Genomic DNA, 23,355 nt, shown 5'->3' on the forward strand with positions numbered 1-23,355 from the left:
CTGCTTTTGAAAAAAAGATTTATGAAATAGAGCACTTTGCCTTGCTCGTGTGTTTTCTGTTTTGAATGATGGACAAATAATATTATCTATGGACTTTAATTTCAATGAATATGCAGGTATTAGATAAGCAGGCTTTAGACATGATGGTATTTACGAATCTGAATAAAGTGCCATTTGGAGTGAATATTAAACAGTATTTCCTTGAAGAATTTGAAAATTCGCCTGCAGGATGGGATGAATTCTTCGGCCAAGTCAACTGGCAGTCGCTTTCGGAAGAAGACAAAGATGAGAGACGTTCCCTGCTTGATCAGGCCTTGGATAAGTTCGACCTGAAACGTGCTGTATTCGATAAATAGTAGTCTGACCAACATTATGCTGGCAACTGAATTACGAATAGGAAACCTGATCGGTCGGGAGGACGGAACAGCAGTTGAAGTTACTTCTGAGATCATCACCGCACTTCAGTTTAAGGACGAGGAGAGCCGTGCTTATTGTTCGATCGCCCTCAGCGCTGAGTGGCTCGACAAGTTCGGCTTTGTCCGTTCGTCTGAGGATACCTACTTTTTTTCATCCTATCCATCTCTTGAGCTTCGGGGCCAGCCCGCCCACATGGAAGTCATTCTGGATGGGGCGATACTTCTAAGTAGAGAGTTTTTTTGCACCGGCTTCAGAACCTCGTTTTTGAACTTACCGGCGTCGAGATCCTGATCCGCGAAGTGAAAGACGAACTGGCTGATGCGGTCAAATCGGTTGCCGACGGGCTGGTTTCACACTATGTTCCAGCCGACCGCTCCGTTCGCAATTTTAACTTCGACCTGTCTATTGAGGGCGAAACGTATACGGTGAGCTATAAAAAGGATAACGAAGGATACTGGACGTTCGAGGGGTATAACACAGGCCTCAACTAAAGGCAATGCCAGCTCTTTTACTGTTCGTTCCGTGTTTTTCTGAGCATCAGCCGCAACCGGCTGATCTTTCTGGAGAAAAGGCGCATTCTTCTTGCATTTGCGTCGCTGAGGATGGCCCCTTCTGCATGGCGTCCTGAGAGGATCTTCGGCACAGCAATACGCTGCGAACCGTAGATGCCGGAATGCCCGCTGAAGAAGTAGGCAATGAAACAGGCTACGGCAAAAAGGTGTATATGCTCGCTCCCGAAGAGCTCCACCCCCATGATGGTACATGCCAGCGGAGTATTGGTGGCTCCCGCGAAGACGGCAATGAAGCCCAGAGCAGCAAACAGGCCAACAGGAGCGTCGAGTAGGAGCGAAAGGGTGTTTCCTAGTGTAGCCCCAATATAGAACAGGGGGGTTACTTCGCCTCCCTTAAAACCGCTTGAAAGCGTAATTGTTGTGTAGAGGGTTTTCCAAAGCCAGCTCCAGGTATCCGCGCCTCCTGCGCTGAATGCAGAAGGAATAGTGACAGCACCAGGGTATTCCGCATCGACGCCAAGACTCAGATAGTCAGGCTTGCCCAGCAAGAATGTAATCAGGATGATGATGAGTCCTCCTGCTAGCGGGATCATCCACCGCCTGCTCAGCAGCCTGTTGAAGAATGACTTTAATAGTGCTACCAGGAAGGAGAAGAGGAATGCTGCCAGTCCGAAGGCAACAGAAGCAATAACGACCTTGAGCAGAAGAAGGAAGTCAGGACTGATATACTGAGGAAATAGACCATCGGACAGGCGGACGATGCCGATGTGGTAGGTTGTGTGATGGAGCCCCCAGGCCGATACGGTAGTATCGCCCAGAATTCCGGCTAACAGGCAGGGGAGGAGGGAGTCATAACGTACCTTTCCGATGCTGAGCACTTCCATCGCAAAAACAGCGCCTGCAAGTGGCGTGCCGAACACCGCCCCAAACCCAGCTGCAACGCCGGCAGTCAGAAGCATTTTCATGTCTTTCTCGCCGAGTCTGAACCACCGCCCGAACATCTGAGCAATGCTGCCTCCGATCTGTACAGCTGTGCCTTCGCGCCCCGCGGAGCCGCCGAAAAGATGGGTGATCACCGTACAGAGCAGAACGATCGGTGCCATGCGTCGGGGGATGCCCCCGCCCGGCTGATGTATTTCTTCGATGATCAGGTTGTTTCCCTTTTCTGACGACTTTCCCAGTTTCTTGTAAATGAAATGAATCAGAAGACCGGCCAGGGGCAGGAAAAACAACAGCACAGGGAAGCGGAAACGCAAATGGATGGCTTCGTGCAACAGCCAAAGGAATAATGCGACCATGCAGCCAACGGCTATTGCTACTGGCGGAACAACGAGGATCCACCTGAGGAGTTGCTTTAAAAGAGGAAACTGCCTGTGCCGTTCGTTCATCTCTATGGCTGATAATAGAATAAAGAGCAGGGTTGACCCTGCTTCTGTTGTTGCACGCAAAGATAGCTTTTTGGCAATTACTGCAGCGGAGGGCTTTGATCTAATCCGGTCCAGGTGCCTTAAAAGTTCGCTCTTGCGTTTGGACCGGCCTGCCTCTGGCAGGTGTATGAGTGGGGGTGAGGCCGTAGTGAGTCCGACTAGAGCCCGTGGTGAGCCCGACTTTTACTTACAAAAGACGGACTCACCACGGGCTCACCTTGCCCTCACCCTGCGCCCGACCCAAGTCAGGAACGAGGATTAGACAAGGCAGGGGGAGCACAGTAGTAGATTTGAAGCGGGCCTCTAGCAAAGATATCCTGATGTTTGTAGATGTGTCGGCCGTGCTCTTCCCAACAGCGCTGTCCGAGCTGTTAGGTGCATAGCGTTGCCATGCCGGTCCGGCCAGTAGCATTCAAAACTTCCAGGTGGCTCCTCTCAGCATACCACACAAAACCTGCGACTCATAACGCGCTTCGTAATTGATATCTTTGCAGAAGATGGCTTACACGTTCGATCCATACAAAACAGGACTTCCCGTTGTTGAAATTATTGAAGCGGTGCGAAGAGAGCTCGGCAATAAGAATACGCTTATTGTGGGCGCTCCTCCGGGGGCGGGAAAGAGCACGGTGCTTCCTCTGGCCCTGATGGAGGAGCCCTGGCTGCAGGGAAAGAAGATTATTATGCTGGAACCCCGCAGGCTGGCAGCCGGAACAATTGCCAATCGTATGGCCTCTCTGCTGGGGGAGAAGACGGGAAAGCGTGTGGGATACAGGATTCGTTTTGAGAATAAGATTTCTGCAGAAACGCGTATTGAGGTGGTGACCGAAGGCATCCTCACTCGGATGCTGCAAAGCGATAATGCGCTGGAAGATGTAGGTCTGGTGATATTTGACGAGTTTCATGAGAGAAGCATCCATGCTGACACAGCACTGGCATTATGCCGGGAGTCGCAGCAGATCCTGCGGCCTGATCTGCGCATCATGGTCATGTCGGCTACTCTTGACACGGAGAGGCTGGCGGACTTGTTGTCTGCACCGGTGGTAGAGAGTAAAGGGGCGCTCTATCCGGTTGAAGTGATCTATACCGGTGAACAGGACCTCTATCAGATCGCCGAGCAGGCCGCGAGAGTAGTGAGCCGGGCATTAAGGGAGCAGGAGGGCGACATCCTGGTTTTTCTTCCGGGGCAGGCCGAGATACGGAAGTGTGAAAGTTTGCTGCAACGGTTGGCTGGCCCTGTTTCAGTACATCCCCTTTACGGGCAGCTCTCTTTTGCTGAGCAGAATGCCGCAATTATGCCCTCGCCCGAGGGGAAAAGAAAGGTGGTACTTTCCACTTCTATTGCAGAAACGAGTTTAACCATAGAAGGGATCCGGGTGGTGGTCGATAGCGGATACACGCGTCTTTCTGCTTTTGATCCGCGGACTGGCTTATCGGGATTGAAAACCGCCCAGGTCTCGCTTGATTCAGCAGAGCAGCGGAAGGGAAGGGCTGGAAGGTTAGGCCCGGGGGTGTGCTACCGCATGTGGTCGCTGGCCACACATGAGCGACTGGCGCCTTTCCGCACGCCTGAGATCCTGGAAGCAGATCTGGCACCTCTGCTATTGGATCTGATGGAGTGGGGGATACAGAATGTATCAGAGCTTACCTGGCTGAATGCCCCGCCCGCATCGTCACTGAACTTTGCTTCGGAGCTGCTGGAACAACTGGAAGCGGCGGACGCAAACAAGCTGACGGCACACGGAAGGCAGATGCACCGGCTGCCCTGCCACCCCCGCATTGCCCATATGCTGATCCGTGCGCGTTCGGCAGGAGTACAGGCTCTGGCTACCGATGTGGCCGCCCTGCTTGAGGAAAGGGATCCGCTGGAGAATGCCAGTTCTGCCGACCTGAATCTTCGCATCCAGTTGCTTCGCCGGTATCGGTCCGGGAATTTTCAGGACAGGCGACTAGAAAACGTTGAGAAAGTTGCTTCGGCGTACCGGAGGCTCTTGCAGGTTGGGGAAGAGAATGCCCCTAATGACAATTATCAGACGGGACTGCTGCTGTCTTACGCTTACCCCGAACGCATTGCAAAGGCAAGGCCCGGCTTTGAGGGTCAGTTTCAGCTGGCGAACGGTAAAACTGCTGCCCTTAGTGCCGATGATGATCTGGCAAGGGAACCGTGGCTCTCCATCGCGCAGATAGATTCAAAGAAAGGTGTTGGCAAGATATTTATAGCCGCTCCTGTTAACCCGGCGGATCTTCTTCCGTTTGCGCAGGAGCAGGATCTGGTAGAATGGAATGTAAGAAAGGGAGGCCTTGTTGCCAGGCGCGACAGAAAGATCGGTAGTTTGTCGCTGGAGTCGGAGAACATGCGGCAAGTTCCTGAAGAGCAACTGGTGGAGGCCATATGTGCGGCCGTACGGCTGGAGGGCCAGCAGTTGCTCGACTTTACCGAGGCAACACAGCAGTGGCAAGCTCGTCTGATGAGCCTGAGGATCTGGAGGCCTGAAGAGGACTGGCCCGACGTGCGGACGGACAGTCTCCTTAAAGAACCTGCTGCATGGCTTGCTCCTTATCTTGCCGGGGTGCGAAAAAACGAAGATTTACGTCGTATTGACCTGGTGCAGGTACTTCAACAGAGCCTGGATTATGAAAAGCAGCAGTCGCTCGACAAACTTGTGCCAGCAGCTATAAAGGTGCCAAGCGGCTCCATGATCCGGCTTCGGTACTCAGAACATGGAGAGCCGCCGGTCCTGGCTGTGCGGCTGCAGGAAGTTTTTGGTATGATGGACACTCCCCGCATCAATGGAGGACGGCAGGGAGTTGTCTTGCACTTATTGTCGCCCGGCTTTAAGCCGGTCCAGGTGACGTCTGATCTGCGGAGCTTCTGGAAAAATACCTATTTCGAGGTGAGAAAAGAACTAAAGCGGCGGTATCCCAGGCACTCCTGGCCCGAGGATCCCTTAAATGCCGAAGCGGTGAGTGGGGTAAGGCGCAGAAGCAGCTGATGACGACTTAAGCCAGCGTCGGGGGCAATTCAAGATCAGTAAAAGCTATACGATGCGTTCTTTTTTGCCCGAGGCGATGCTCCGGTAGATGGCGTCGATTACCTTCATGTCTTTCAATCCTTCCTCTCCTGGTATTCGGCTAGCCTTGTTTTGAAGGATACATTGGGCAAAGTCGTCCATCTGCAGGGCCTGTTGGTTCACCTGCGGGAGGTCCATTGGCCCCTGGTGCGTTCTGCCACTTATGCCTCCGTACGAAAAAGCTGGTTCCAGTTCAAAGCTGCCTTTTTCTGCTTTCACTTTCAGATATCCCCAGTTATGGTTGTAGCTCGACTTCCCTTTAGTCATGAGGCCATTGGGAAATTCAAGTTCCCAAAATATCGTTTCGTCCACTTCGCGGAAGAAGTCAGGCCTTGTCTTTTGCTCGGTTGCTTTCACGAAGAGGGGCTCCATTCCCGTGCTGTACCGGGATGCCTGGATGCTGTATACTCCCATGTCCATTAAAGCCCCCCGCCTGACAAGGCTTTTTTGAGTCGCCACGCATTGGGATTTCCCCGATAGGTAAAGCCGTTAGCCGTATCGATGTCGGTGATTTTTCCATAAACCTGCTTTTGTCCGAGCCTCATCGCCTCCATATTGTGGGGCTCAAAGTGCAGCCGGTACCCGATGGAAAGCATCTTTCTTGCCTTGCGGCAGGCGGTAATCATCTCCTGGCATTCGGCCGCATTAAGTGCCATCGGCTTCTCGCAGATCACGTGCTTGCCGGCCTTTGCTGCACGTATTGTAAAATCTTTATGCATGGAGACGGGCAGGACTACGTAGACGATGTCAATATCCTTGTTGTCGGCAATTGAATCGAAATTTTCGTAGTTGTAGATGTTCTTTTCAGGGATGTTGTATTGCTGCGACCAGGATTGAGCTTTTGAGGGTGTACCTGTGACGATGCCGGCGAGATAGCAGTGTTTGGTTTCCTGCAGAGCGGGGGCCAGTTGCCCGCCGCTATAGCCTCCAAGGCCCACCAGTGCAATGCCTAACTTGCCAGTTGGCCTTCCGGCAGAGCAGGCTGCCAGGGTCTGAAGGGCAGGGCTCAATGCGAATGTGCCCGCGGCGTACGAGGCTAGCTTCAGAAATTGCCTCCGGTTGTAGTCGTGCTTAACTTTCATAGAAGATGAGTCTGGTTATTGCTAATATACACTTTCTTAAATGCTTTCGGTCAGATTGTTCTCGCAGATCTTCAAAGGAGGGCTGCGATGCTCTATTGGGATTATTACTATTTTTGCAAGACGCATTGCTCATTTAAGTTTTAAAGGCCGAAGAGGCACAATTAACAGGCTTTGATTACCGTATTCCTGGTCCTGATCGGCCATCTTTAACGGAAATCATATTTTGAGTCAATGCGTTCGGCTTTCTTTTTCTGCCTCAGCGCTATGACCTTATTTGTGCTGGGTGGCTGACTGTGATCAAAAGCGCCGAATGCAGGAGTGGGGGCCTGTGAACTGGTCGCTCATCCTGATTTGGACGCCGCATCCTTTTACCGGAAGCTGATCCAGTCTACTTCAGCCGATCCAGACTTTAGCTCGACGAAGAGGTGGATCACGCCCTGAGGAACTTTAGGAATGCGCTTTTCTACCGTTTCCCAGCTGTTTTTAGGAGGTATAGAAACGGTTGCGATTACCGGACCGGAAGCATCATTTGCGCGGATCGTCAACGAGGCGCCTGCTGCGGAGTGAACCCTTACACTCACCTCTTTCGCCTGCCCTGCTTTAAAATCGACTGTGTTGTAGCGGATCCAGGAGCCTGGCTTCGGGAAAACGGTTTTCCACCCCGCAAACCTGTTTGTAGTATCGAGAAAGACAACCTGTGCATCTTTGCTCCTGGCGCTGAACCGGTCGATCTGGATGCGGGCATCGGCACTGGTTACTCCCACGCCTCTTAGTGTGGGAACTACCTTCCTGATCCTGCCGTCGTCGTTAAAAAAAGGCTGTCGGCCCTGACCGACCGGGCCTTGTCAAATTGAGGCGAATAGTCGCGGTCGTGATAAAACAGATACCACTGGCCTCTGAAGGACACAACCGAATGGTGATTGGTCCAGCATCCGGTTTCCGACTCGTCCATAATCACCCCCGTCATCTTAAACGGACCCAGAGGGCTTGACCCAATTGCATATTCCAGTCTCTCAATTTTATTCTCAACGTGAGGAAATGTAAGATAGTAGAGCCCTTTTCTTTCAAACACATACGGGCCCTCCTTTAGTCCCGCTTCAGGGAGTTGCGCGAATTCCGTTACTTCCGAAGCCAGCTCTATCATATTTTCTTTTAAACGGGCGCCGTAAATCTTTCCCTGTGACCAGTAAATATAGGCCTGTCCGTCCTTATCAATGAAGACATTAGGGTCAATGCCCCGGATCCCTTTAATCGGGTTCGGTTCCGGAACATACGGTCCTTCAGGCTTGTCGGCTACTGCTACACCAATTGAAAAGCCCCGACCATAACTCGCCGTATCGGCAGCCGGAGCAGGGAAATAGAAATAGTACTTCCCGTTCCTTTCAATGCAGTCGGGCGCCCACATGCTATAGCTGTCGGGTTTTACCCAGGGCACCTTGTTCTGTGTAAGGATTACGCCATGATCAGTCCAGTCGGTGAGATTCGAGGAAGAAAAAACGTGGTAGTCTTCCATGCAGAACCACCCCGCCCGTCCCTTTCCTTCTCTGGCCAGAATATCGTGGGAAGGAAAGAGGTACACTCTGTCATTGAATACCCTGACCGAGGGATCGGCGGAGAATTGATCACGGATGAGAGGGTTCTGCGCATGGAGACAAAGTGGAATCAGCAGAGGTGCGATAACCGAGGCCGTTAACGAAAAAAGGCATTTATTCATAAAAGTTAAACGATAAAACTGACTGATGAGCTAGTGACTTCTTTTTTAAGTGACAGGGACAAATAACAATTAAACAGAGTTAGTTCCTTCTCTGGCTTTACAAAGCGAACTATTTCGTTCATAAAAGCCACCTCGCCCGTTACCCTGAAAGGGGATGAAAACTAGTGGGAAAAGCGATCTCATTGCGATTTTAAAAGCAATTAATGATGTCGATAATGCAAACGGGCTTTCGGAAAAAACGAGCTCTTATCAGGTCGGTTTGATGATCTGATATTTACCGCTGAGATGCATCAGGCTGAATAAATACAGGAGCCCGTCGTAGTAAGGATCAAAATAGCCGTCCCCGTAAGGCTCCAGTCGGGCCTTCCAAAGGTGATGCACAAAATCAAGGCTTCCTTTTTCCTTATTCATCGCAGAGGTGGTTGCCGCGGTAGACACCAGGCCAAGCGAGTGTCTGAGCTTTCTAAAGCCCCCGGCGTCCAGAATATAGCTGGGCAGAGAGCCGTCGGTATTAAACTGATCTTCGAAACGCTCGATGCCCCTGGACCGGAGGAAGCCCTGAAGGCGCTTCGCATAATCTTCCTGCCAGGCTCTGTCTTTGCCAAACCAGAGGTAGTCCATTGCAATGTTCATGGGCACTCTCCATGAATCGTAACGGAAAGCAGAAGGAGCCCAGGGGGTAGACCTCGCTTGTCCATTGAAACCTGTATAGTCTGCATTGAGACCCGTCACCGGGTGGCAGGCCCGGTGCAGGAAAGAACGCGCTGTATCGGCACAATCCTTGTAAAACTGTTCATGTCCATCCTTTGCATACAATGCCCATACTTCATAGAAGGCAGGCAAATGATAGGAGGGGTCGGTCCACGTGTAGCCGCGGCCTTCAGGCACGAAGGATATCTGCTTGTGTTCTGTATTGATTAAATTGTAAATATTGCCAGTGCCGTCTTTCTTCCACATGGCATCCAGGATCCTTCTGGCTTCATTATAATAATGGATCCCCGTGTTGTTACCCCACTTGTTGGCGGCGAATAGCAGGCTGGTGATGTAGTAAAGCTCACCATCAGAAGCTGATCCCTCTGAGTTTTTCTTCATGGTTTTGGGATTGATGCTCCACGCAAAGTAAGCCTCCCTGGGTCCCTCCTGATGCTGAAGATACTTTTTTGACCACCTCCATATACGATCAAACACGTCTTTTTTGCCGAGCTGTACGGCCACCATCATTCCATATGACAGTCCTTCTGTCCTTGCGTCGTTGTTTTTCAGGTCCGATACGTAGGCCATGCTGTCGCCCACCTCGAAATAAATGCGGGAGGGGCCTTCGAACAGGTCGTGGTACGCTTTGTCCACTTTTTTATCGATGTCTGCCCGACTGTATCCTGCCTGCAGGAACAAATTGTTATACTGGCCGGAGAGAAAAGCGGGCTGAGCTCCCGCCTTTCTCTGTGTGTTTTTGTTCTGGGCGTCTGCATAATTGAACAGCAGAACGGCTATGCACAGCAATAGGATGTTTACACGCTTCATATACAAGTGATGAGAGATGCCTGTCCTGTTTTAATCTTTAAACAACATCGGGGCAAGCTGATAGAGGCTTCGCCGCCAGGTCTGGAACTCATGCCTCGTATTGGGCGAGACATAAGAAACTGCATTAAATCCGGCTGCCTTCAGCTCTTCTGCCGCCTTTGTTACGCGCTCCGGACCTTCGAAACTGCCGCAGCTGATGAAGATGAGCTTAACTTTTGACCGGTCTTTAATTTCTTCAGGCGTATAGATGCCGCCGCTGAGCAATGCATAGTGTGAGAACACATCCGGACGGGCAAGTGTGATGGTATGGGTTTCAAAGCCACCCATTGAAAGTCCGCCCATTGCGCGGTGACCCTGGTCTGCTATAGTGCGGAAATTGGCGTCTATGTAGGGAATGAGTTCATCCAGAAGTACCGTCTGGAACGGTTTAATATCGAAATTCCTCAGCCCTCCGGCCCTCGGTGTGATCACGTTGGTCATCCCATAGGTCATCACGATGATGAAAGGCTTGCTTTTCCCTTCGGCGATCAAATTATCCATGATCAGGTTAGCCCGTCCCTGGTTGGTCCACGCTGTTTCATCTTCTCCCCAGCCGTGTTGCAGGTACAGGACGGGATAGCGCCTGGAGCGACCATTTTGATACCCGGGGGAGTATAGACAAATGCACGACGGGATGTATTGGTACTCTTTGACGGGAAAAGGATCTGCTGAACATGGCCATGGGGGACGTCCTTCAATGCGTAGAAGTCCTGGTCGTGAGCCGGTATTTCGATCCCGCTTTCCCAGCGTGTTCAGCCATAGAAGTTTAGTGCTCCGGGATCATTGAAAACACCGCCATCTATTGTAACGTGGTAGTAGTGGAAGCCCTCTTCCATAGGACCGGCGGTAGTGCCTGTCCAGATGCTGTCGGTCCCCTTCGTGAGTGGTGTGCCGCCGCGTGTTCCGCCGAGGCCCAGGCTCACCACCACACTCTGCGCCTTAGGCGCTTCAATACGGAAGCGGACGTAGCCCTGTGAATTAACCTGAGGGTACTCTTGTCCGGGCTGGTTCAGCGAGGAGGGCTTGAAGTCGTCCAGTACGGTAGCGCCCGTCTGCGCGTGGCCGGGTCTGCAGAATAGTATCACTGCGACGGCGATAGCCAGAAATTTGCAATTCATGAGTTTGTTATTTTAGGTTTATATAAAGATCTCTTGCCTTATTTAAGAGCTTCGGGCACCGTAGTACATCTTTGTTTAATGGAAACGGGTTCATAAAACTTATAACTGGTTGTTGATGTACTTTTGTTCCAGGCTCTTTTATTTTTTTCTGAGTCCTTCCCATCTGGCGAGAGCAACAGGGGTTTCCATGGAGCTCGCCGCCCCCTCTTTTAACAAAATTCGAGTAAAGAAAGTAGTCAGAGTCGCACGTTTTCTTAATTTTATATTCCAAATGTTTAAAGACGCCGGTCTGACCGCTGTGCTTCTTTAATTTTTCGCAGTTAATAGCTGATCTGTTCAATGATTCGCTCTTTGTTGGAAAAAAATAGCTAAATTACGTCCGTCTAAATATCAACAGTGAAGCAATTTGTTATCCTGAGCCTGTCTTTATTTATGTTTTCCTTCGGAAAGGCACATGCACAAGCGGCCGGACGAAGTGATTCTTTAGCCAGGAGGAATACTATCGACCTCTTTCAAAAGAAACTTGCAGAGCACCTTAATATCTATAATGGTGTTGAAGAGCTCGGCTATCCTCCTGATATTATCGGTAATCCGTACTACTTGTACGACCACCTTGTTGCAGGTTCTGTTACGTATGACGGCGTAACTTATCTGGACGTACAAGTGCAGTATGACATGGTCAAGGACGCCCTTATCGTTAAATACGCAACCACGCCTTCGCGCATCCGGCTGCTCAATAGCAGACTGAGCTCTTTCGATCTTTCCGGTCATCATTTTGTAAGGGTCACGGCAGCCGACAGTATAAAGAATTTAAAAGAGGCAACTTACGACGAGCTTTATTCCGGTACATGGCGTCTGCTGGTTCTTCGGAGCGCATTCACTCAGAATGAAATTGTTGACAGGAAGTCCTTTATTCGAATAGATCCAAAAGTGGCTTATTTTGTACTGAAAGACCGCAATGTCTTCCCTGTGCGGAATGCCCGTCAGACTTTAAAAGTAGTTGGCGATAAGGGAGCGATCCGATCTTACCTGAAGAAGAATAAGTTCAAGTTCCGCAAGCAAAAAGAGCTCGTATTAACCAAAATTGTGTCCTATGCCGATCGTAAAGAGAACTAAGGGAATTGCAGAGGTTGTACAGTATCTTCTGCTCACACTTATGCTTGCCATCGGGGGCACGACGGTTGTGGGACAAACTGGCTCCGACAGGATGTCGGCTTCCTTTTCTAAGAGTAGCCTAGGCGATCTGGCCTCTTTTCTGAAGAAAAATACGGGCTACACCATCTTTTACGATCCCCGCCATAGCGATTCCCTTGCTATCACCCTGGACGTTAAAGATGTAGCGCTCGACAGTTTGTTAAAAGTGGCCTTAAAGAATACAGATTATTTCTACGGGCTGGATCAGGACAACCGGTACGTCTTTATAAGTTACAAGAGACCTATCGTTACCAGTCTGCCTCCTGCATTTACAGATCAGCGGCAGGCATCGGCTCCCCTACTGAGGACACGCCGGGCAGAGGCGGTAGATTTAATGGGGGGAGCTGCTATGCCGGCAATTAAAGCAACGCTGGAGAACAAGGTCTATGAAATAGGAGCAAAAACAGGAGAGGTGCCTCCCGGGAATGTAGTATTGGCAGGCTATGTCCGTTATTTAGCTACCGGCGAGCCGGTTATCGGGGCTTCTGTTGTGTCTGAGTCCCCGCGGGTAGGCGTTGTAACTAACCAGTACGGATATTACAGCTTGTCGCTTCCCAGAGGCAGGAACGTGATCAGTGTGTCGGGCATTGGGATACGTCCGGCAAGGAGGCAAATTGTGCTTTACAGCGAAGGGCGCGTGAATATAGAGGTGATTGACCAGGTCCAGGCACTAAAGGAGGTGGTGATCTCGTCTGATAAAGCAGTGAATGTCCGGAACGTACAAATGGGAATAGAGAAGCTGAGCATCCAGACGATTAAACAAGTTCCTACTGTTTTCGGTGAGACCGATGTACTGCGAGTGGTGCTGACCTTGCCGGGGGTTAAGTCGGCGGGTGAGGCAAGCACCGGTTTCAATGTGAGAGGCGGTGCTGCCGACCAGAACCTGATCCTCTATAACGATGCTACTATTTACAATCCTTCACATTTTTTTGGATTCTTCTCAGCGTTTAATGCCGAGGGGGTGAAGGATGTGGAGCTTTATAAGAGCAGCATTCCTGCTTACTATGGCGGCCGCCTTTCCTCCGTTCTCGCTGTAACCAGCAGAGAAGGCAACAAAAAGAAATTTACGGGCTCTGCCGGTATCGGACTTCTGACCAGCAGGTTTAATATTGAGGGGCCTATCTGGAAAGACAGAACCTCTTTCATGTTCGGAGGGCGCACCACCTATTCGAACTGGCTTCTTAAGTCTTTACCCGGAAAGGCCGACTATAAAAACAGCGACGCATCTTTTTCAGACTTGGATATCCACGTCAGCCACCAGTTCAATGAGAAGAATAATCTGTATGTGACGGGTTATTATAGTAACGACAAATCTAATCTGGCGAGCGATACGACTTTCCGGTACAACAATCAGAACGTTTCCGTCAAATGGAAACACGTGTTCAATAACAAGCTGTTCAGTGTTATTACCGGGGGATATGACGGATATCGTTACAATAACTATAGCAACACAGAGGAAGAAGACTCCTACAGGATGAAGTTCGACATTAGGCAACTTTCTGCTAAAGCGGATTTTAACTACTATATCGGCAATGAGCACACCATTAATACCGGACTTTCCTCGATTCATTATAGCCTTAACCCTGGCACCTTTACGCCTGAGGGAGGGGAATCTCTTATTGTTCGTCGCGATATGGAGGACGAAAAGGCTCTGGAGAGCGCGGTTTATATCAATGAGAAGTTTGATGTTAGTACGGCATTTACCATTAACGCCGGCATCCGCTACTCGCTCTACCAGAATCTCGGGCCGAAGACGGTCAGCAAATATGCGCCAGGGCTGCCGGTGGATGAAGGGAACCTGCTTGAGATTGTGCAGTATAAGAAGGGCGAGACGATTAAGACCTACCACGGCCCTGAGTATCGCCTGTCTGCCAGATATGCTTTTGGAGGCGACTTTTCCATAAAGGCAGGATATAATACGATGCGACAGTATATCCATATGCTTTCCAATACCACAGCCATTGCACCTACCGATATATGGAAGCTGAGTGACCTGAATATTAAGCCGCAGCACGGGGATCAGGTGTCCATAGGTTTATACAAGAATTTCAAGTCGAACACAATCGAAACATCAGTTGAGGGCTATTATAAAAGGATGAAGGATTACCTTGACTATAAGAGCGGTGCCAGCCTTGTGCTGAACGAGCATATAGAGCGGGATGTAATGGAGACACGCGGAAAGGCTTATGGACTGGAGTTTATGATAAAAAAGCTGGCGGGAAAAATGAACGGCTGGGTGAGTTATACTTATTCAAGAACCTTGCTGAAAACCGACAACAAGGAAGATGGAGAAATTGTAAACGGCGGAAATTATTACCCTGGCAGCTATGATAAGCCGCATGATTTTACCCTTGTGGGTAATTTCAAGTTTTCTCACCGCTATAGTTTTTCACTGAATACCACTTACAGTACCGGTCGGCCAATCACTCTTCCTGTTGCACGGTACTGGTATGGCGGAGGACCGCGCTTGTTATACTCCGACCGTAACGGGTACCGGATTCCCGACTATTTCAGGGTCGACTTCGGAATTAATATTGCGGGGAATCATAAGGTGCACCAGTTTGCTCATAATTCTTTTACGCTCGGGGTGTACAATCTGACCGGCCGAAAAAATGCATACTCAACATACTTCGTAACGGAAGGTCAAAGAATAAAAGGATATAAGCTATCGATCTTCGGGAGCCCGGTACCCTACATCAATTATAATATACGTTTTTGATCATGCAATTTCACTCACTGCGACCATTATTGTCAGCCGTTCTTCTGATTGCACTGCTTCAAACGGCCTGCAAAGAGCCGTTCACTCCAGAAGTAGATAAGAAAAATATGAACCTGCTTGTAGTGGAAGGAAACATTTCTGACGGAACTGCTCCTACTACCGTACGGCTGTCTCGTACCGCGGAAGTGGGCGACGTAACGTACTCGGTAGAAACAAATGCGCTTGTATGGGTGGAAGATGAGCAAGCTTCGCGGTACTATCTGCCCGGGAAAAACGACGGTACTTATACTGCTGTCCTGGCCGGTTTAAGTGCGGAGAAGAAGTACCGGTTGAGGATACAAGTTGGCGGAGCCGACTATGCCTCTGAATTCGTGACAATGAAGCGGACGCCTCCAATCGATCAGGTTGGATGGGTTAAAGGGGCTTCCGGTGTTTCTATCGGGGTAAGCACTCACGATAGCCAGGGATCAACGCGTTATTACAGGTGGGAGTATAGCCATACGTGGGAGTTCCGTTCTCCCTATATTTCTACTATCGACTATCAGAATCGCGCTATTGTTGACCGTCCTAACTATATGGATATCTATAAATGCTGGAAAAGCGAGAACTCGACGCTGATCCTGATAGGTTCTTCTGCAAGCCTCAGCCAGGATGTGATCAAAGACTTCAGACTACTGAACATTCCAGCAAATTCCTGGCAGTTAAGCGTCCTTTATTCGGTGCTGGTGAGGCAATATGCGATGTCAGAGGCTGAATACAAGTATTGGCAGAAGATCAAAAAGAATACAGAGGAAATAGGAAGCATCTTTGATCCGCAGCCCTCTGAGATTCCAGGAAATGTAAAATGTCTGACCCGTCCCGAAGAACAGGTTCTGGGGTTTGTGGGAGCCTGTGTGCCACAGGAAAAAAGGATCTTTATTTCCGCGGATGAAGTGAGGCCCTGGCATTATCAGCAGGACTGCGCCATGGTGGATGTGAGTGCCGACCCTGATAGCCTTGAGTCCGCGTTCGGATACAACATGGCCGAGCCGTTGGAAAAATATATAACCGAGAAAGGGCAAACGAGATACACTGGAACTTCCACCATCTGCGTGGATTGTACATTAAGAGGTACGAACATCAAACCTTCATTCTGGCCATGATCTTTCAAATTTTTAATTCCAAGAAAAGTTCAGGAGCAGCTTTAAAATACGCCCTGCTCGGCATAGCCTGGTTCTTTTCTTTGTCAGTCTTCTCCCAAACAGGCCCTGCCCGGGAGATCGGTGATGCTCTTGATCTGTGGAACGGCAAATTGCTGAAGGAAAATGTGTTCGTTCACACCGACCGGGAGACTTACCTGACGGGGGAGATCCTGTGGTTTAAGGGCTATGTGATGGAGGGAAATCACCATTTATCCGATCTGAGCAAGGTGTTGTATGTTGAAGTGCTGAGCGCTGATCGTGGTGCTGTCTTGCAGGCTAAGCTGGCTCTGTCGGAAGGGACAGGAAAGGGCTCATTTTACTTGCCTGCTCAATTACCCTCCGGCGAATATGAACTAAGGGCTTACACCAGTCTGCTGAAGAACTTCGGCCCTGATTCTTATTTTAGAAAGACGCTCAGGATATACAATACACAGGACGACAGTCTGGCGGCGGTGCGCGTTAGTCCCAAGAAGGAAATTTCAGTGGAACTCTTTCCGGAAGGGGGCTATCTGGTGGATGGCCTTGAAAGCCGGGTAGGCTGTACCGTGTTTAGTGACGAGCGCACTCCTCTGAGTTTCAGAGGAGCGGTACTGAACGGGCGATCAGACACTGTATTTAAGTTTGCTTCACTCCAAGCTGGCCTGGGCAGTTTTCTGATTAAGCCGGCAGCGGGGGAGAAGTACCGGGTAGTGGTAGAGCCCGCAGGAGGTGAGTCGGTAATGCGTGAACTGCCTCCGGCCCAACAAGCGGGCTATAGCATGAAATTGATGACAGACGACTCTGCGGTCAGGATTCAGATAGAAGATAAAGGAGAGGATGCCGGTCCCTTGCATCTGGTCGTTCATTCCCGCACTGGTGTCTGTTTTACAGGTAGCCTGCCCGGGGGGCGGGGAGTATTTGAAGTGGAAAAGCGCGTCCTGAAGGAGGGACTGAACTATTTTACAGTATTTAACAAGGAAAAAAGACCTGTAGGGGAACGGCTATTCTTCAAATCCCCCGCTGAGACCGGCCACCTTATTCTAAAGATAAGTGGCACATCAATGGAAAGAAGGCAAAAGGTGAGCTTAGATGTAAGTGTACTTGATCGTGCTGCCGCCCCGCTTCAGTCCAACTTGTCCTTGTCTGTCTTTTATCTGCCCTCCAACCTTGGAGCACGGACAAGGGACATCCGCTCTTATGTCTATGTGGCTTCGGAGTTAAAGGGGCAGTTTGATGGGTTGGAAACCTTGTGGGAGAACGCGAACGGCGACCAAGCCCTCCTCGATGCGATTATGCTGTGTTCTCAGCCTAAAGGGATAAACTGGGCGCACATCCTTGCCGGTGCCACTAACAGGGACGAGACGCAGCATCTTCCGGAATATGACGGGCATCTGGTGCGCGCAAGGGTGACTGAAGCAGTAACAGGAGAGCCGGTGCCAAATGTGCTTTGTTATCTGTCTGTGCCCGGAAATCGGGTACAGCTCTGCTCTGCGATCAGTAATAAAGACGGGATTTTGATTTTTAATAGCAGGGATCTCTATGGTCATAACGAACTCGTTTTGCAGGCAGCAGGCCCAGGCGCATCCTATAAGTTTGAGCTCCTGTCGCCTTTCGCTTCATTTGTCGCCGGTACGCAGCCTAGTGGGGTGTCAATGCCGTCGGGCTCAGTCCTGCTCTCACTCCGGCAGCTAAACATTAATATGCAGGTGTCAAATGCGTTCCTCTCAGAGAAGTTAAGACAAATACAGCCGGCCGTCCGCGATTCCATACCTTTTTTCGGCAGACCCGATAAAACGTATTTCCTTGATGACTACACGCGATTCGCAACTACTGAGGAAGTTTTGAGGGAGTATATCCCTGAAATATGGCTTCAACGAAGGGCTGGCAGACGGCAGATGTCCGTCGTAAATCAGCAGTCACGCCTGCTGTTCCAGTCCGAACCGCTTATGATGCTGGATGGGGTTCCATTTTTTCTCACCGAAAAGATCCTTAAATACGACCCTTTAAAGATTAAGTCAATCGACATTATAACAAACCGATACTTCTGGGGCCCCTCATCTTTTGACGGCATTGTTCACTTTAAGACATACAAGGGAAACCTCGAGGGATACCAGCTTGACTCAGGCGATCAGGTTGTCGACTATGAGGGCCTCCTTGAACAGAGAAAGTTCTATCTGCCCGAATACTCAAGCGAATTATTGCGTAAGAGTACCTTGCCAGACTTCAGGAACCTGCTGTTCTGGGAGCCGGATGTAAAGACAAGGAAGGTCGATGGGAAATGCAGCATTAGCTTCTACACATCTGACCTGAAGGGTACGTTTGTTGGCTCTCTGCAAGGAGTAGCCGCCGACGGAACACTGGTGAGCAAGACCTTTAGTTTCAAGGTGAAGTAAAGGGCCCGTCATAAACTTTAAACAAAAGCTCTCTTCGGTCATTTATAGGAGAAAGCGTTTGAAAAATGACAAGACAAATGAGGGCGGCAGTATACGACGAGTTTGGTGCCGCAGATAGGATCAGTGTGAGGACGGTAAAGGTCCCTGAAGTGCAGGAAGGGGAGGTGCTGGTAAGGATCAGGGCGGCGGCTGTTAACCCGGTTGATAGTGCGGTACGGGAGGGGTATCTTAATTCCTTTATCCCTGTTTCATTTCCTGCTATTCCAGGTTGGGATATGGCGGGAGTTATTGAAGAGAGGGGCTATAGTGCAAGGCGTTTTGAGGTGGGTGATGAAGTATATGGCTATGCTCGACGGCCTATTGTTCGGTACGGCACCTTTGCGGAGTATATCGTTCTTCCAGAGAGCTACCTTGCACTCAAGCCAAAGACCTTGTCATTCGAGGAATCGGCCGGGATCCCTCTGACAGGACTGACAGCATTTCAATCGCTTGTCGACATCGGCCGGCTTCAGCCCGGACAAAGTGTGTTGATACTTGGCGCCAGCGGCGGCATTGGCACAATGGGTATTCAGATAGCGCGTGAGAAAGGAGCAACGATAATTGGAGTAGCAAGCAGCAGGAATCATGCGTTTATGAAAGAGCTTGGGGCTGATCATTGTATCTCCTATGAAGATACAGATATTACAGCTGAGATAAGGCTTCTTTTTCCGGACGGTGTCGATCTTATCTTTGATGCTGCCAGCGGAGAGACCTTAAAGAGTAGTCTGGGTGCCCTGAAGGAGGGAGGAAGACTGGTGTCAATCCTCAATCGGGGAGAAGATTTGCCTGAGGGCCTCGATTTTCACTATCTATTTGTAGAACCTAACAGTACCGAGCTAACTGCGCTCGCGGAGCTGGCAGACGAAGGACGACTTAAGGTTCCTGTTTCAGCAACTTTTTCTCTGGAAAACACGACAGAAGCAATGCGTTTGATTGAAACTCGCCATACGCAGGGGAAAATAGTTGTGGTCCCTGGCTAGTAGGTTGATGAGAAGAAAGAACATTGGTTTTCAGGTTCTTTAGTGATTTTTGTCATTGTTTTTCTGGCTGGACGTTCTTATATTTAAGGCAACCTAATAAACCAGTTATGAAAAGTAGAATTTTCGAATCGGTAACGAAGTTCGTTGTTGGCGCAGAGGCCGCAATGCTTCTTCTGGGGCTTTATGTACTTCTCAAAGTACTGTTCTAGTCTTCGACAGACGGGCCTAATGATGGAACCAGTGCCCGTGGATTTACGCTCTCACGTTACACTGGTTCTTTTTACCCAATCGGTTTAATAGCTCATTTTTACAATTTCTTCAACATCTTCAGGCTTCAGGTCTTTTCGTTCTCCCAGTCCTGTCCATCCGCGGCTTCTAAAATTCTGTGCTATTTTTTCAGCCGTTCCTTCATATGAAGCAGTGTAGGCAGAAAGTTTGGTCTCAATTTCGAGGCTGCGAAAGAAGTTCTCTGTTTTCTCAATAGCAAGACGCGCTTTTTCTTCTATGGTTCCCTGCCCCACTGACCAGACACGCTCTGCATATTGCGCCAGTTTTTCTTTCTTCTTTTCGAAGTTATAACGATAGTGATTAGGAGCGATGATAGCAAGTGTACGCGCGTGGTCGATGCCAAAAAAGGCTGTGAGTTCGTGCCCCATAGAGTGGACGGCCCAGTCGGTCGGCACGCCTTTCTGGATAAGTCCGTTCAGCGCCATCGTACAGCTCCACATAAAGTTGGACGCAGCTTCATAATCCGACGGGTCTGCCAGTATTTTGGGCGCTATTTCTACCAGGGTCAGCATGATGCTCTCCGAAAGGCGGTCCTGAAGAAGTGCTCCTGCCGGGTATGTCATATATTGCTCCAGTACGTGTGTAAAGGCATCTGTAATTCCATTGGCGAGCTGCCGCTGCGGGATGGATGCCACTACCTGCGGGTCGAGGATAGAAAACTGAGGAAACAATCCGGGGCCTCCCATGCCCAGCTTCTCCTGTGTTTCCGATCGTGTAATAACAGCTCCTGAGTTCATTTCAGAACCGGTTGCCGGTATGGTGAGCACAGTTCCGAAAGGAAGGCCCTGTTCTGTCCGGATTCGTTTGCTGAGAATGTCCCAGGGAGATTCTCCCTGATACAAGGCAGCGGAAGAAAGGAACTTGGTTCCGTCAATGACCGATCCTCCTCCTACAGCGAGCATAAAGGTAATGCCTTCTTCTTTGATCACTTTTATTGCTCTTAACAGCACCTCGTATTCTGGATTGGCAGGGATCCCTCCGAACTCGACTACCTCAAAGCCTCTGGTTGCTTCTTTGACCTGCTCATAAATTCCGTTTTTCTTGATACTTCCTCCTCCGTATAGCAAAAGCACTTTTGATTGTGCCGGGATCTCTGTTGCTATTTGTGCGATCTGTCCCTTTCCAAAAAGTATTTTAGTCGGGTTTTTGAATTCAAAGTTGAGCATGATATGTTTTTTTGTTCAGTACAAAATAAGGTATGCGCAGGCATTATTACATCAGTTCAGTGTAAGATTAAAGAGAGTTTAATGTCTGGTAAAGGGAACACTGCGTATAGAGAAGGAGGCAGTTGGTCAGACCGCTGGCATTGAAATCTACATAAGCAGAGCGGATGCGATAAGCGGAAAGCAGAGGAAGTGAGCTTGCATGGGCCGGGCCGCTAGAGACATACCCAGGCAAAAGCTCCTTTTTACAGGCGGATCCTTCGGCATAACGGCCAAACCTCGGCTAAAAAGCCTTTGGTACCGCTTCAACGAAAGCAACTCCGTTTTAATCAGCAAAAATCCGCTGATAGACGTGTTTTGGTCAGAGAAAGTGAGGTCGATGATCAACAGTGTTTACGGTTGTTACAAATTGCATCAACAGAGAAAGAAGACTGAATCATCCGCTACCCCCCTGGAGAAATTAAGGTCAACGATCAATTCGCATGGTGGACGATACGCAAATTGCCTTAAAAAAGAGGCTGGTCATTCCTGACACAGCCTCTTTTTTTCGCTTGTGTATCTATTCCTTCACAAGGCTCAGGTCTGCAATTCCTTGTAGCTCCGTCGAAAGTTCTCCAAGCACGCCCATGTTATACAGGACCCCGGTCTGCACTTTTATAAAGTCGATTCCTTTCAGGGAAACTTTTTTCCCGTCCTTATCGATCGCATCATCAAGGTCGATGCGATCGCCGCCTGGTGTATTGTCGGCATAGCCGTATTCAAAAGCCTTGCTGCTGACAAAAGTCGCCTCAGTTATATTGCTTTTGGGCAGAAGCGTGCCCGTAAGCGTGTAAGAGTTGGCGGTGATCCAGGCGGGATAGTATTGCCAATTTGTTTTAACACTTTTTATTACCCCGCTATTCCCTTTATTATCACTCCAGCTAACATCGCCGGCGGGGTCAGGGCGGTGATAGGTAACAGAGTAATCCCGTACGTATCCTTCTTTTCCATACTCGCTTCCGGCAATCTCATACCAGGTGTCGTCGGGCTTGCCGTTGCCATTGTCGTCCTGCATGACCCAAATCACTCCCGGTTCAGCAAAGTTTTCAAAAGCATTTCCAAGTATTAAGATGTCAGGAGCACCGGGGGTGTTAATCACCGTATGGTCAAATCCGAGTACAATAGTTCCGCCCCACGCCCCTAGTGATACAGCGCTGCCTCTCTTGCCAAGGATGTTTTCTGCACCGGCCTTGCTGCCCGCTGTTGTATTGATGGCCTGCCCCGGTGCGGGAAGGTACTCAAATAAGTCGGTGACATACGGACTGCTGTTCGCAGTGATAGGGCGAACGGGCGCCTCCATGTTAATTTCGCTTTCCTTTTTACAGCCAGCTATGGTGAGTGTGAATACTGAAAATGCTAGTAGTAATTGATGCTTACGTGATTTCATAGGTTTTTATTTCTTATCAGTGTAGATGAAAACTGCAGTTGATGGGTTAGCTCCGGTTGCAAAGCTAAAGGACAGTTTGCCATCTGTTGTGAAGTACAAAGCTTTCCCGGTCGATGCATAGTCCATTGCGTCCATAATGAGCGCGTCACCCGTTACAGGGTTGGCCGCGATGCCATAGGGGGTAGTAATAGCAGGGGCAGTTATAAACGCTGCTCCGACCTTTCCGCTCGCCACATCGAGCACGCTATAGGAAGGCGTTTTTCCATATGGTGCGGAAATCGCATAGCCTTTATCTCCTGCAACGGCCAGATAGTTAATGCTTTGGTCGATAGTCGAGCTAACAGCGTCGGTACTTGTACTAACGACCTGAGAGGACGGAAGAATGTCCACAAAATTTCCAGCAGCGGTCACTAAAAGATCTCCTGATTTTAGAAGGGCGAGCTGCTGCGGGTTGTTTCCTACAGCGATATCCTTTATTTTGGTGAAGCTGCTGAGGTCAATCACTGATAGTGAGTTCTGAACGTTCGTAGGGTGTTGGAAGTGAACGGAGTTGGCAACATAAAGCTTGTTGTTGGCAACCAGTATGCCTTCCATAGCTCCTCCGGTCTGTACCTCTTTGTCGATGGCAAGGCTGGCGGTATCTATTCTCCTTACCTTTCCGTCGAAGGCCGATACATAGGCCTTATCCTTGTAAAAGGTAATAAATCTCGGAAGATAGCCTTCGGTGTCGCTGTTGAAGGAGATACGTTTTATGGATTTTCCTGTCGCTGCATTCATCACCTCTACAAAGGAGCTCTTCTGGCCAAGTATGCCGCTAACAACACAGTAGAGTTTACTGCCATATAGTTTCAGATCGTTAGCTGTCTCTCCCAGACCGCGCCCATTAACGCTTTTATAAAAGTCGGCTGTTGTTTCGCCTGTCTTCAAATTGTAGAGTGTGATCCCGCTGTTGTTTTGCTCCATTCCTCCCTGGTTAAGCACGTAGATTCTGTCGAGCTCTTGTTCTTTAGCAGGTTCGTCGTTGTCTTTCTTACATCCCTGAAGGATGGCCAATGCAAGGATAAATAGTGCGGGTAGTAATCTTTGTTTCATAAT

The 23,355-nt window shown here is 49.6% G+C and carries 20 protein-coding genes; 9 read left to right on the forward strand and 11 right to left on the reverse strand.

Going from position 1 to position 23,355, the window contains the following annotated elements; translation table 11 throughout:
- The first annotated feature begins 110 nt into the window (after nt 1-110).
- From ACES2C_RS11940 to ACES2C_RS11950, 3 genes are read left to right on the forward strand one after another with little or no spacing between them, the layout of a single operon-like run.
- On the forward strand, nt 111-356 hold the full coding sequence (locus ACES2C_RS11940) for a hypothetical protein (protein WP_374163336.1): 246 nt from the start codon (nt 111-113) through the stop codon (nt 354-356).
- 16 nt (nt 357-372) lie between these two features.
- On the forward strand, nt 373-708 hold the full coding sequence (locus ACES2C_RS11945; RefSeq protein ID WP_374163337.1) for a hypothetical protein: 336 nt from the start codon (nt 373-375) through the stop codon (nt 706-708).
- A gap of 8 nt (nt 709-716) precedes the next feature.
- Entirely contained in the window at nt 717-908 is a 192-nt protein-coding gene (locus tag ACES2C_RS11950) for a hypothetical protein (protein WP_374163338.1), read from the forward strand.
- Nucleotides 909-925: 17 nt separating this feature from the next.
- Here the strand turns inward: ACES2C_RS11950 and ACES2C_RS11955 are convergent, their stop codons facing one another.
- The gene (locus tag ACES2C_RS11955) at nt 926-2,317 is read right to left on the reverse strand and encodes a voltage-gated chloride channel family protein (RefSeq protein ID WP_374163339.1); all 1,392 of its coding nucleotides are present in this window, start codon (nt 2,315-2,317) and stop codon (nt 926-928) included.
- A 536-nt stretch (nt 2,318-2,853) separates the two neighbouring features.
- Here ACES2C_RS11955 and hrpB point away from each other — a divergent pair.
- The gene (gene hrpB, locus ACES2C_RS11960) at nt 2,854-5,346 is read left to right on the forward strand and encodes an ATP-dependent helicase HrpB (RefSeq protein ID WP_374163340.1); all 2,493 of its coding nucleotides are present in this window, start codon (nt 2,854-2,856) and stop codon (nt 5,344-5,346) included.
- A gap of 45 nt (nt 5,347-5,391) precedes the next feature.
- On the opposite strand, the gene ACES2C_RS11965 is transcribed toward hrpB, so the two are convergent.
- From ACES2C_RS11965 to ACES2C_RS11995, 7 genes are all read right to left on the reverse strand, one after another.
- Nucleotides 5,392-5,838: a Gfo/Idh/MocA family oxidoreductase gene (locus ACES2C_RS11965; RefSeq protein WP_374163341.1), complete on the reverse strand. Its 447-nt coding sequence runs from the start codon at nt 5,836-5,838 to the stop codon at nt 5,392-5,394.
- Nucleotides 5,839-5,843: 5 nt separating this feature from the next.
- Nucleotides 5,844-6,506: a Gfo/Idh/MocA family oxidoreductase gene (locus tag ACES2C_RS11970; protein WP_374163342.1), complete on the reverse strand. Its 663-nt coding sequence runs from the start codon at nt 6,504-6,506 to the stop codon at nt 5,844-5,846.
- Between the two features lie 368 nt (nt 6,507-6,874).
- The gene (locus ACES2C_RS11975; RefSeq protein WP_374163343.1) at nt 6,875-7,270 is read right to left on the reverse strand and encodes a carbohydrate-binding protein; all 396 of its coding nucleotides are present in this window, start codon (nt 7,268-7,270) and stop codon (nt 6,875-6,877) included.
- A gap of 17 nt (nt 7,271-7,287) precedes the next feature.
- Nucleotides 7,288-8,220 carry a family 43 glycosylhydrolase gene (locus ACES2C_RS11980; RefSeq protein WP_374163344.1) on the reverse strand — a complete coding sequence of 311 codons (933 nt, stop codon included), beginning with the start codon at nt 8,218-8,220 and terminating at the stop codon, nt 7,288-7,290.
- 249 nt (nt 8,221-8,469) lie between these two features.
- A complete protein-coding gene (locus ACES2C_RS11985; RefSeq protein ID WP_374163345.1) occupies nt 8,470-9,741 on the reverse strand; it encodes a glycosyl hydrolase family 8 in 1,272 nt (423 codons plus the stop codon).
- A 30-nt stretch (nt 9,742-9,771) separates the two neighbouring features.
- Nucleotides 9,772-10,536 (reverse strand): alpha/beta hydrolase, encoded by a 765-nt coding sequence (locus tag ACES2C_RS11990; protein WP_374166947.1) that lies wholly within the window; start codon nt 10,534-10,536, stop codon nt 9,772-9,774.
- The gene (locus ACES2C_RS11995; RefSeq protein ID WP_374163346.1) at nt 10,533-10,898 is read right to left on the reverse strand and encodes a hypothetical protein; all 366 of its coding nucleotides are present in this window, start codon (nt 10,896-10,898) and stop codon (nt 10,533-10,535) included. Before ACES2C_RS11995 ends, ACES2C_RS11990 begins: the two co-directional genes overlap by 4 nt.
- 396 nt (nt 10,899-11,294) lie before the next feature.
- Between ACES2C_RS11995 and ACES2C_RS12000 the strand changes: the two genes are divergently transcribed.
- The 5 genes from ACES2C_RS12000 (at nt 11,295) to ACES2C_RS12020 (ending at nt 19,383) form a co-directional block, all read left to right on the forward strand.
- A complete protein-coding gene (locus ACES2C_RS12000; protein ID WP_374163347.1) occupies nt 11,295-12,014 on the forward strand; it encodes a hypothetical protein in 720 nt (239 codons plus the stop codon).
- On the forward strand, nt 11,992-14,811 hold the full coding sequence (locus ACES2C_RS12005) for a carboxypeptidase-like regulatory domain-containing protein (protein WP_374163348.1): 2,820 nt from the start codon (nt 11,992-11,994) through the stop codon (nt 14,809-14,811). The genes ACES2C_RS12000 and ACES2C_RS12005 overlap by 23 nt, the downstream gene beginning before the upstream one ends.
- 2 nt (nt 14,812-14,813) lie before the next feature.
- A complete protein-coding gene (locus ACES2C_RS12010; protein ID WP_374163349.1) occupies nt 14,814-15,953 on the forward strand; it encodes a DUF4249 domain-containing protein in 1,140 nt (379 codons plus the stop codon).
- Entirely contained in the window at nt 15,950-18,364 is a 2,415-nt protein-coding gene (locus ACES2C_RS12015; protein WP_374163350.1) for a hypothetical protein, read from the forward strand. Before ACES2C_RS12010 ends, ACES2C_RS12015 begins: the two co-directional genes overlap by 4 nt.
- Nucleotides 18,365-18,429: 65 nt before the next feature.
- Nucleotides 18,430-19,383 (forward strand): NADP-dependent oxidoreductase, encoded by a 954-nt coding sequence (locus ACES2C_RS12020; protein WP_374163351.1) that lies wholly within the window; start codon nt 18,430-18,432, stop codon nt 19,381-19,383.
- Between the two features lie 293 nt (nt 19,384-19,676).
- On the opposite strand, the gene ACES2C_RS12025 is transcribed toward ACES2C_RS12020, so the two are convergent.
- From ACES2C_RS12025 to ACES2C_RS12035, 3 genes are all read right to left on the reverse strand, one after another.
- A complete protein-coding gene (locus tag ACES2C_RS12025; protein WP_374163352.1) occupies nt 19,677-20,837 on the reverse strand; it encodes an iron-containing alcohol dehydrogenase in 1,161 nt (386 codons plus the stop codon).
- Nucleotides 20,838-21,393: 556 nt separating this feature from the next.
- Nucleotides 21,394-22,260 (reverse strand): cell surface protein, encoded by an 867-nt coding sequence (locus tag ACES2C_RS12030; RefSeq protein ID WP_374163353.1) that lies wholly within the window; start codon nt 22,258-22,260, stop codon nt 21,394-21,396.
- Between the two features lie 6 nt (nt 22,261-22,266).
- Nucleotides 22,267-23,352 (reverse strand): YncE family protein, encoded by a 1,086-nt coding sequence (locus tag ACES2C_RS12035; protein WP_374163354.1) that lies wholly within the window; start codon nt 23,350-23,352, stop codon nt 22,267-22,269.
- Between the last annotated feature and the right edge of the window lie 3 nt (nt 23,353-23,355).

The sequence above is a fragment of the Arcticibacter sp. MXS-1 genome (assembly GCF_041902385.1).
Taxonomy (GTDB): domain Bacteria; phylum Bacteroidota; class Bacteroidia; order Sphingobacteriales; family Sphingobacteriaceae; genus Arcticibacter.

What these genes read in the sequence shown, in the direction of transcription:
- ACES2C_RS11940 (WP_374163336.1), top strand. Translation starts at nt 111, where the DNA reads ATGCAGGTATTAGATAAGCAGGCTTTAGACATGATGGTATTTACGAAT.
- ACES2C_RS11945 (WP_374163337.1), top strand. Translation starts at nt 373, where the DNA reads ATGCTGGCAACTGAATTACGAATAGGAAACCTGATCGGTCGGGAGGAC.
- ACES2C_RS11955 (WP_374163339.1), bottom strand. Translation starts at nt 2,317, where the DNA reads ATGAACGAACGGCACAGGCAGTTTCCTCTTTTAAAGCAACTCCTCAGG.
- hrpB (WP_374163340.1), top strand. Translation starts at nt 2,854, where the DNA reads ATGGCTTACACGTTCGATCCATACAAAACAGGACTTCCCGTTGTTGAA.
- ACES2C_RS11965 (WP_374163341.1), bottom strand. Translation starts at nt 5,838, where the DNA reads ATGGGAGTATACAGCATCCAGGCATCCCGGTACAGCACGGGAATGGAG.
- ACES2C_RS11970 (WP_374163342.1), bottom strand. Translation starts at nt 6,506, where the DNA reads ATGAAAGTTAAGCACGACTACAACCGGAGGCAATTTCTGAAGCTAGCC.
- ACES2C_RS11980 (WP_374163344.1), bottom strand. Translation starts at nt 8,220, where the DNA reads ATGAATAAATGCCTTTTTTCGTTAACGGCCTCGGTTATCGCACCTCTG.
- ACES2C_RS11985 (WP_374163345.1), bottom strand. Translation starts at nt 9,741, where the DNA reads ATGAAGCGTGTAAACATCCTATTGCTGTGCATAGCCGTTCTGCTGTTC.
- ACES2C_RS11995 (WP_374163346.1), bottom strand. Translation starts at nt 10,898, where the DNA reads ATGAATTGCAAATTTCTGGCTATCGCCGTCGCAGTGATACTATTCTGC.
- ACES2C_RS12005 (WP_374163348.1), top strand. Translation starts at nt 11,992, where the DNA reads ATGCCGATCGTAAAGAGAACTAAGGGAATTGCAGAGGTTGTACAGTAT.
- ACES2C_RS12010 (WP_374163349.1), top strand. Translation starts at nt 14,814, where the DNA reads ATGCAATTTCACTCACTGCGACCATTATTGTCAGCCGTTCTTCTGATT.
- ACES2C_RS12015 (WP_374163350.1), top strand. Translation starts at nt 15,950, where the DNA reads ATGATCTTTCAAATTTTTAATTCCAAGAAAAGTTCAGGAGCAGCTTTA.
- ACES2C_RS12020 (WP_374163351.1), top strand. Translation starts at nt 18,430, where the DNA reads ATGACAAGACAAATGAGGGCGGCAGTATACGACGAGTTTGGTGCCGCA.
- ACES2C_RS12025 (WP_374163352.1), bottom strand. Translation starts at nt 20,837, where the DNA reads ATGCTCAACTTTGAATTCAAAAACCCGACTAAAATACTTTTTGGAAAG.
- ACES2C_RS12030 (WP_374163353.1), bottom strand. Translation starts at nt 22,260, where the DNA reads ATGAAATCACGTAAGCATCAATTACTACTAGCATTTTCAGTATTCACA.
- ACES2C_RS12035 (WP_374163354.1), bottom strand. Translation starts at nt 23,352, where the DNA reads ATGAAACAAAGATTACTACCCGCACTATTTATCCTTGCATTGGCCATC.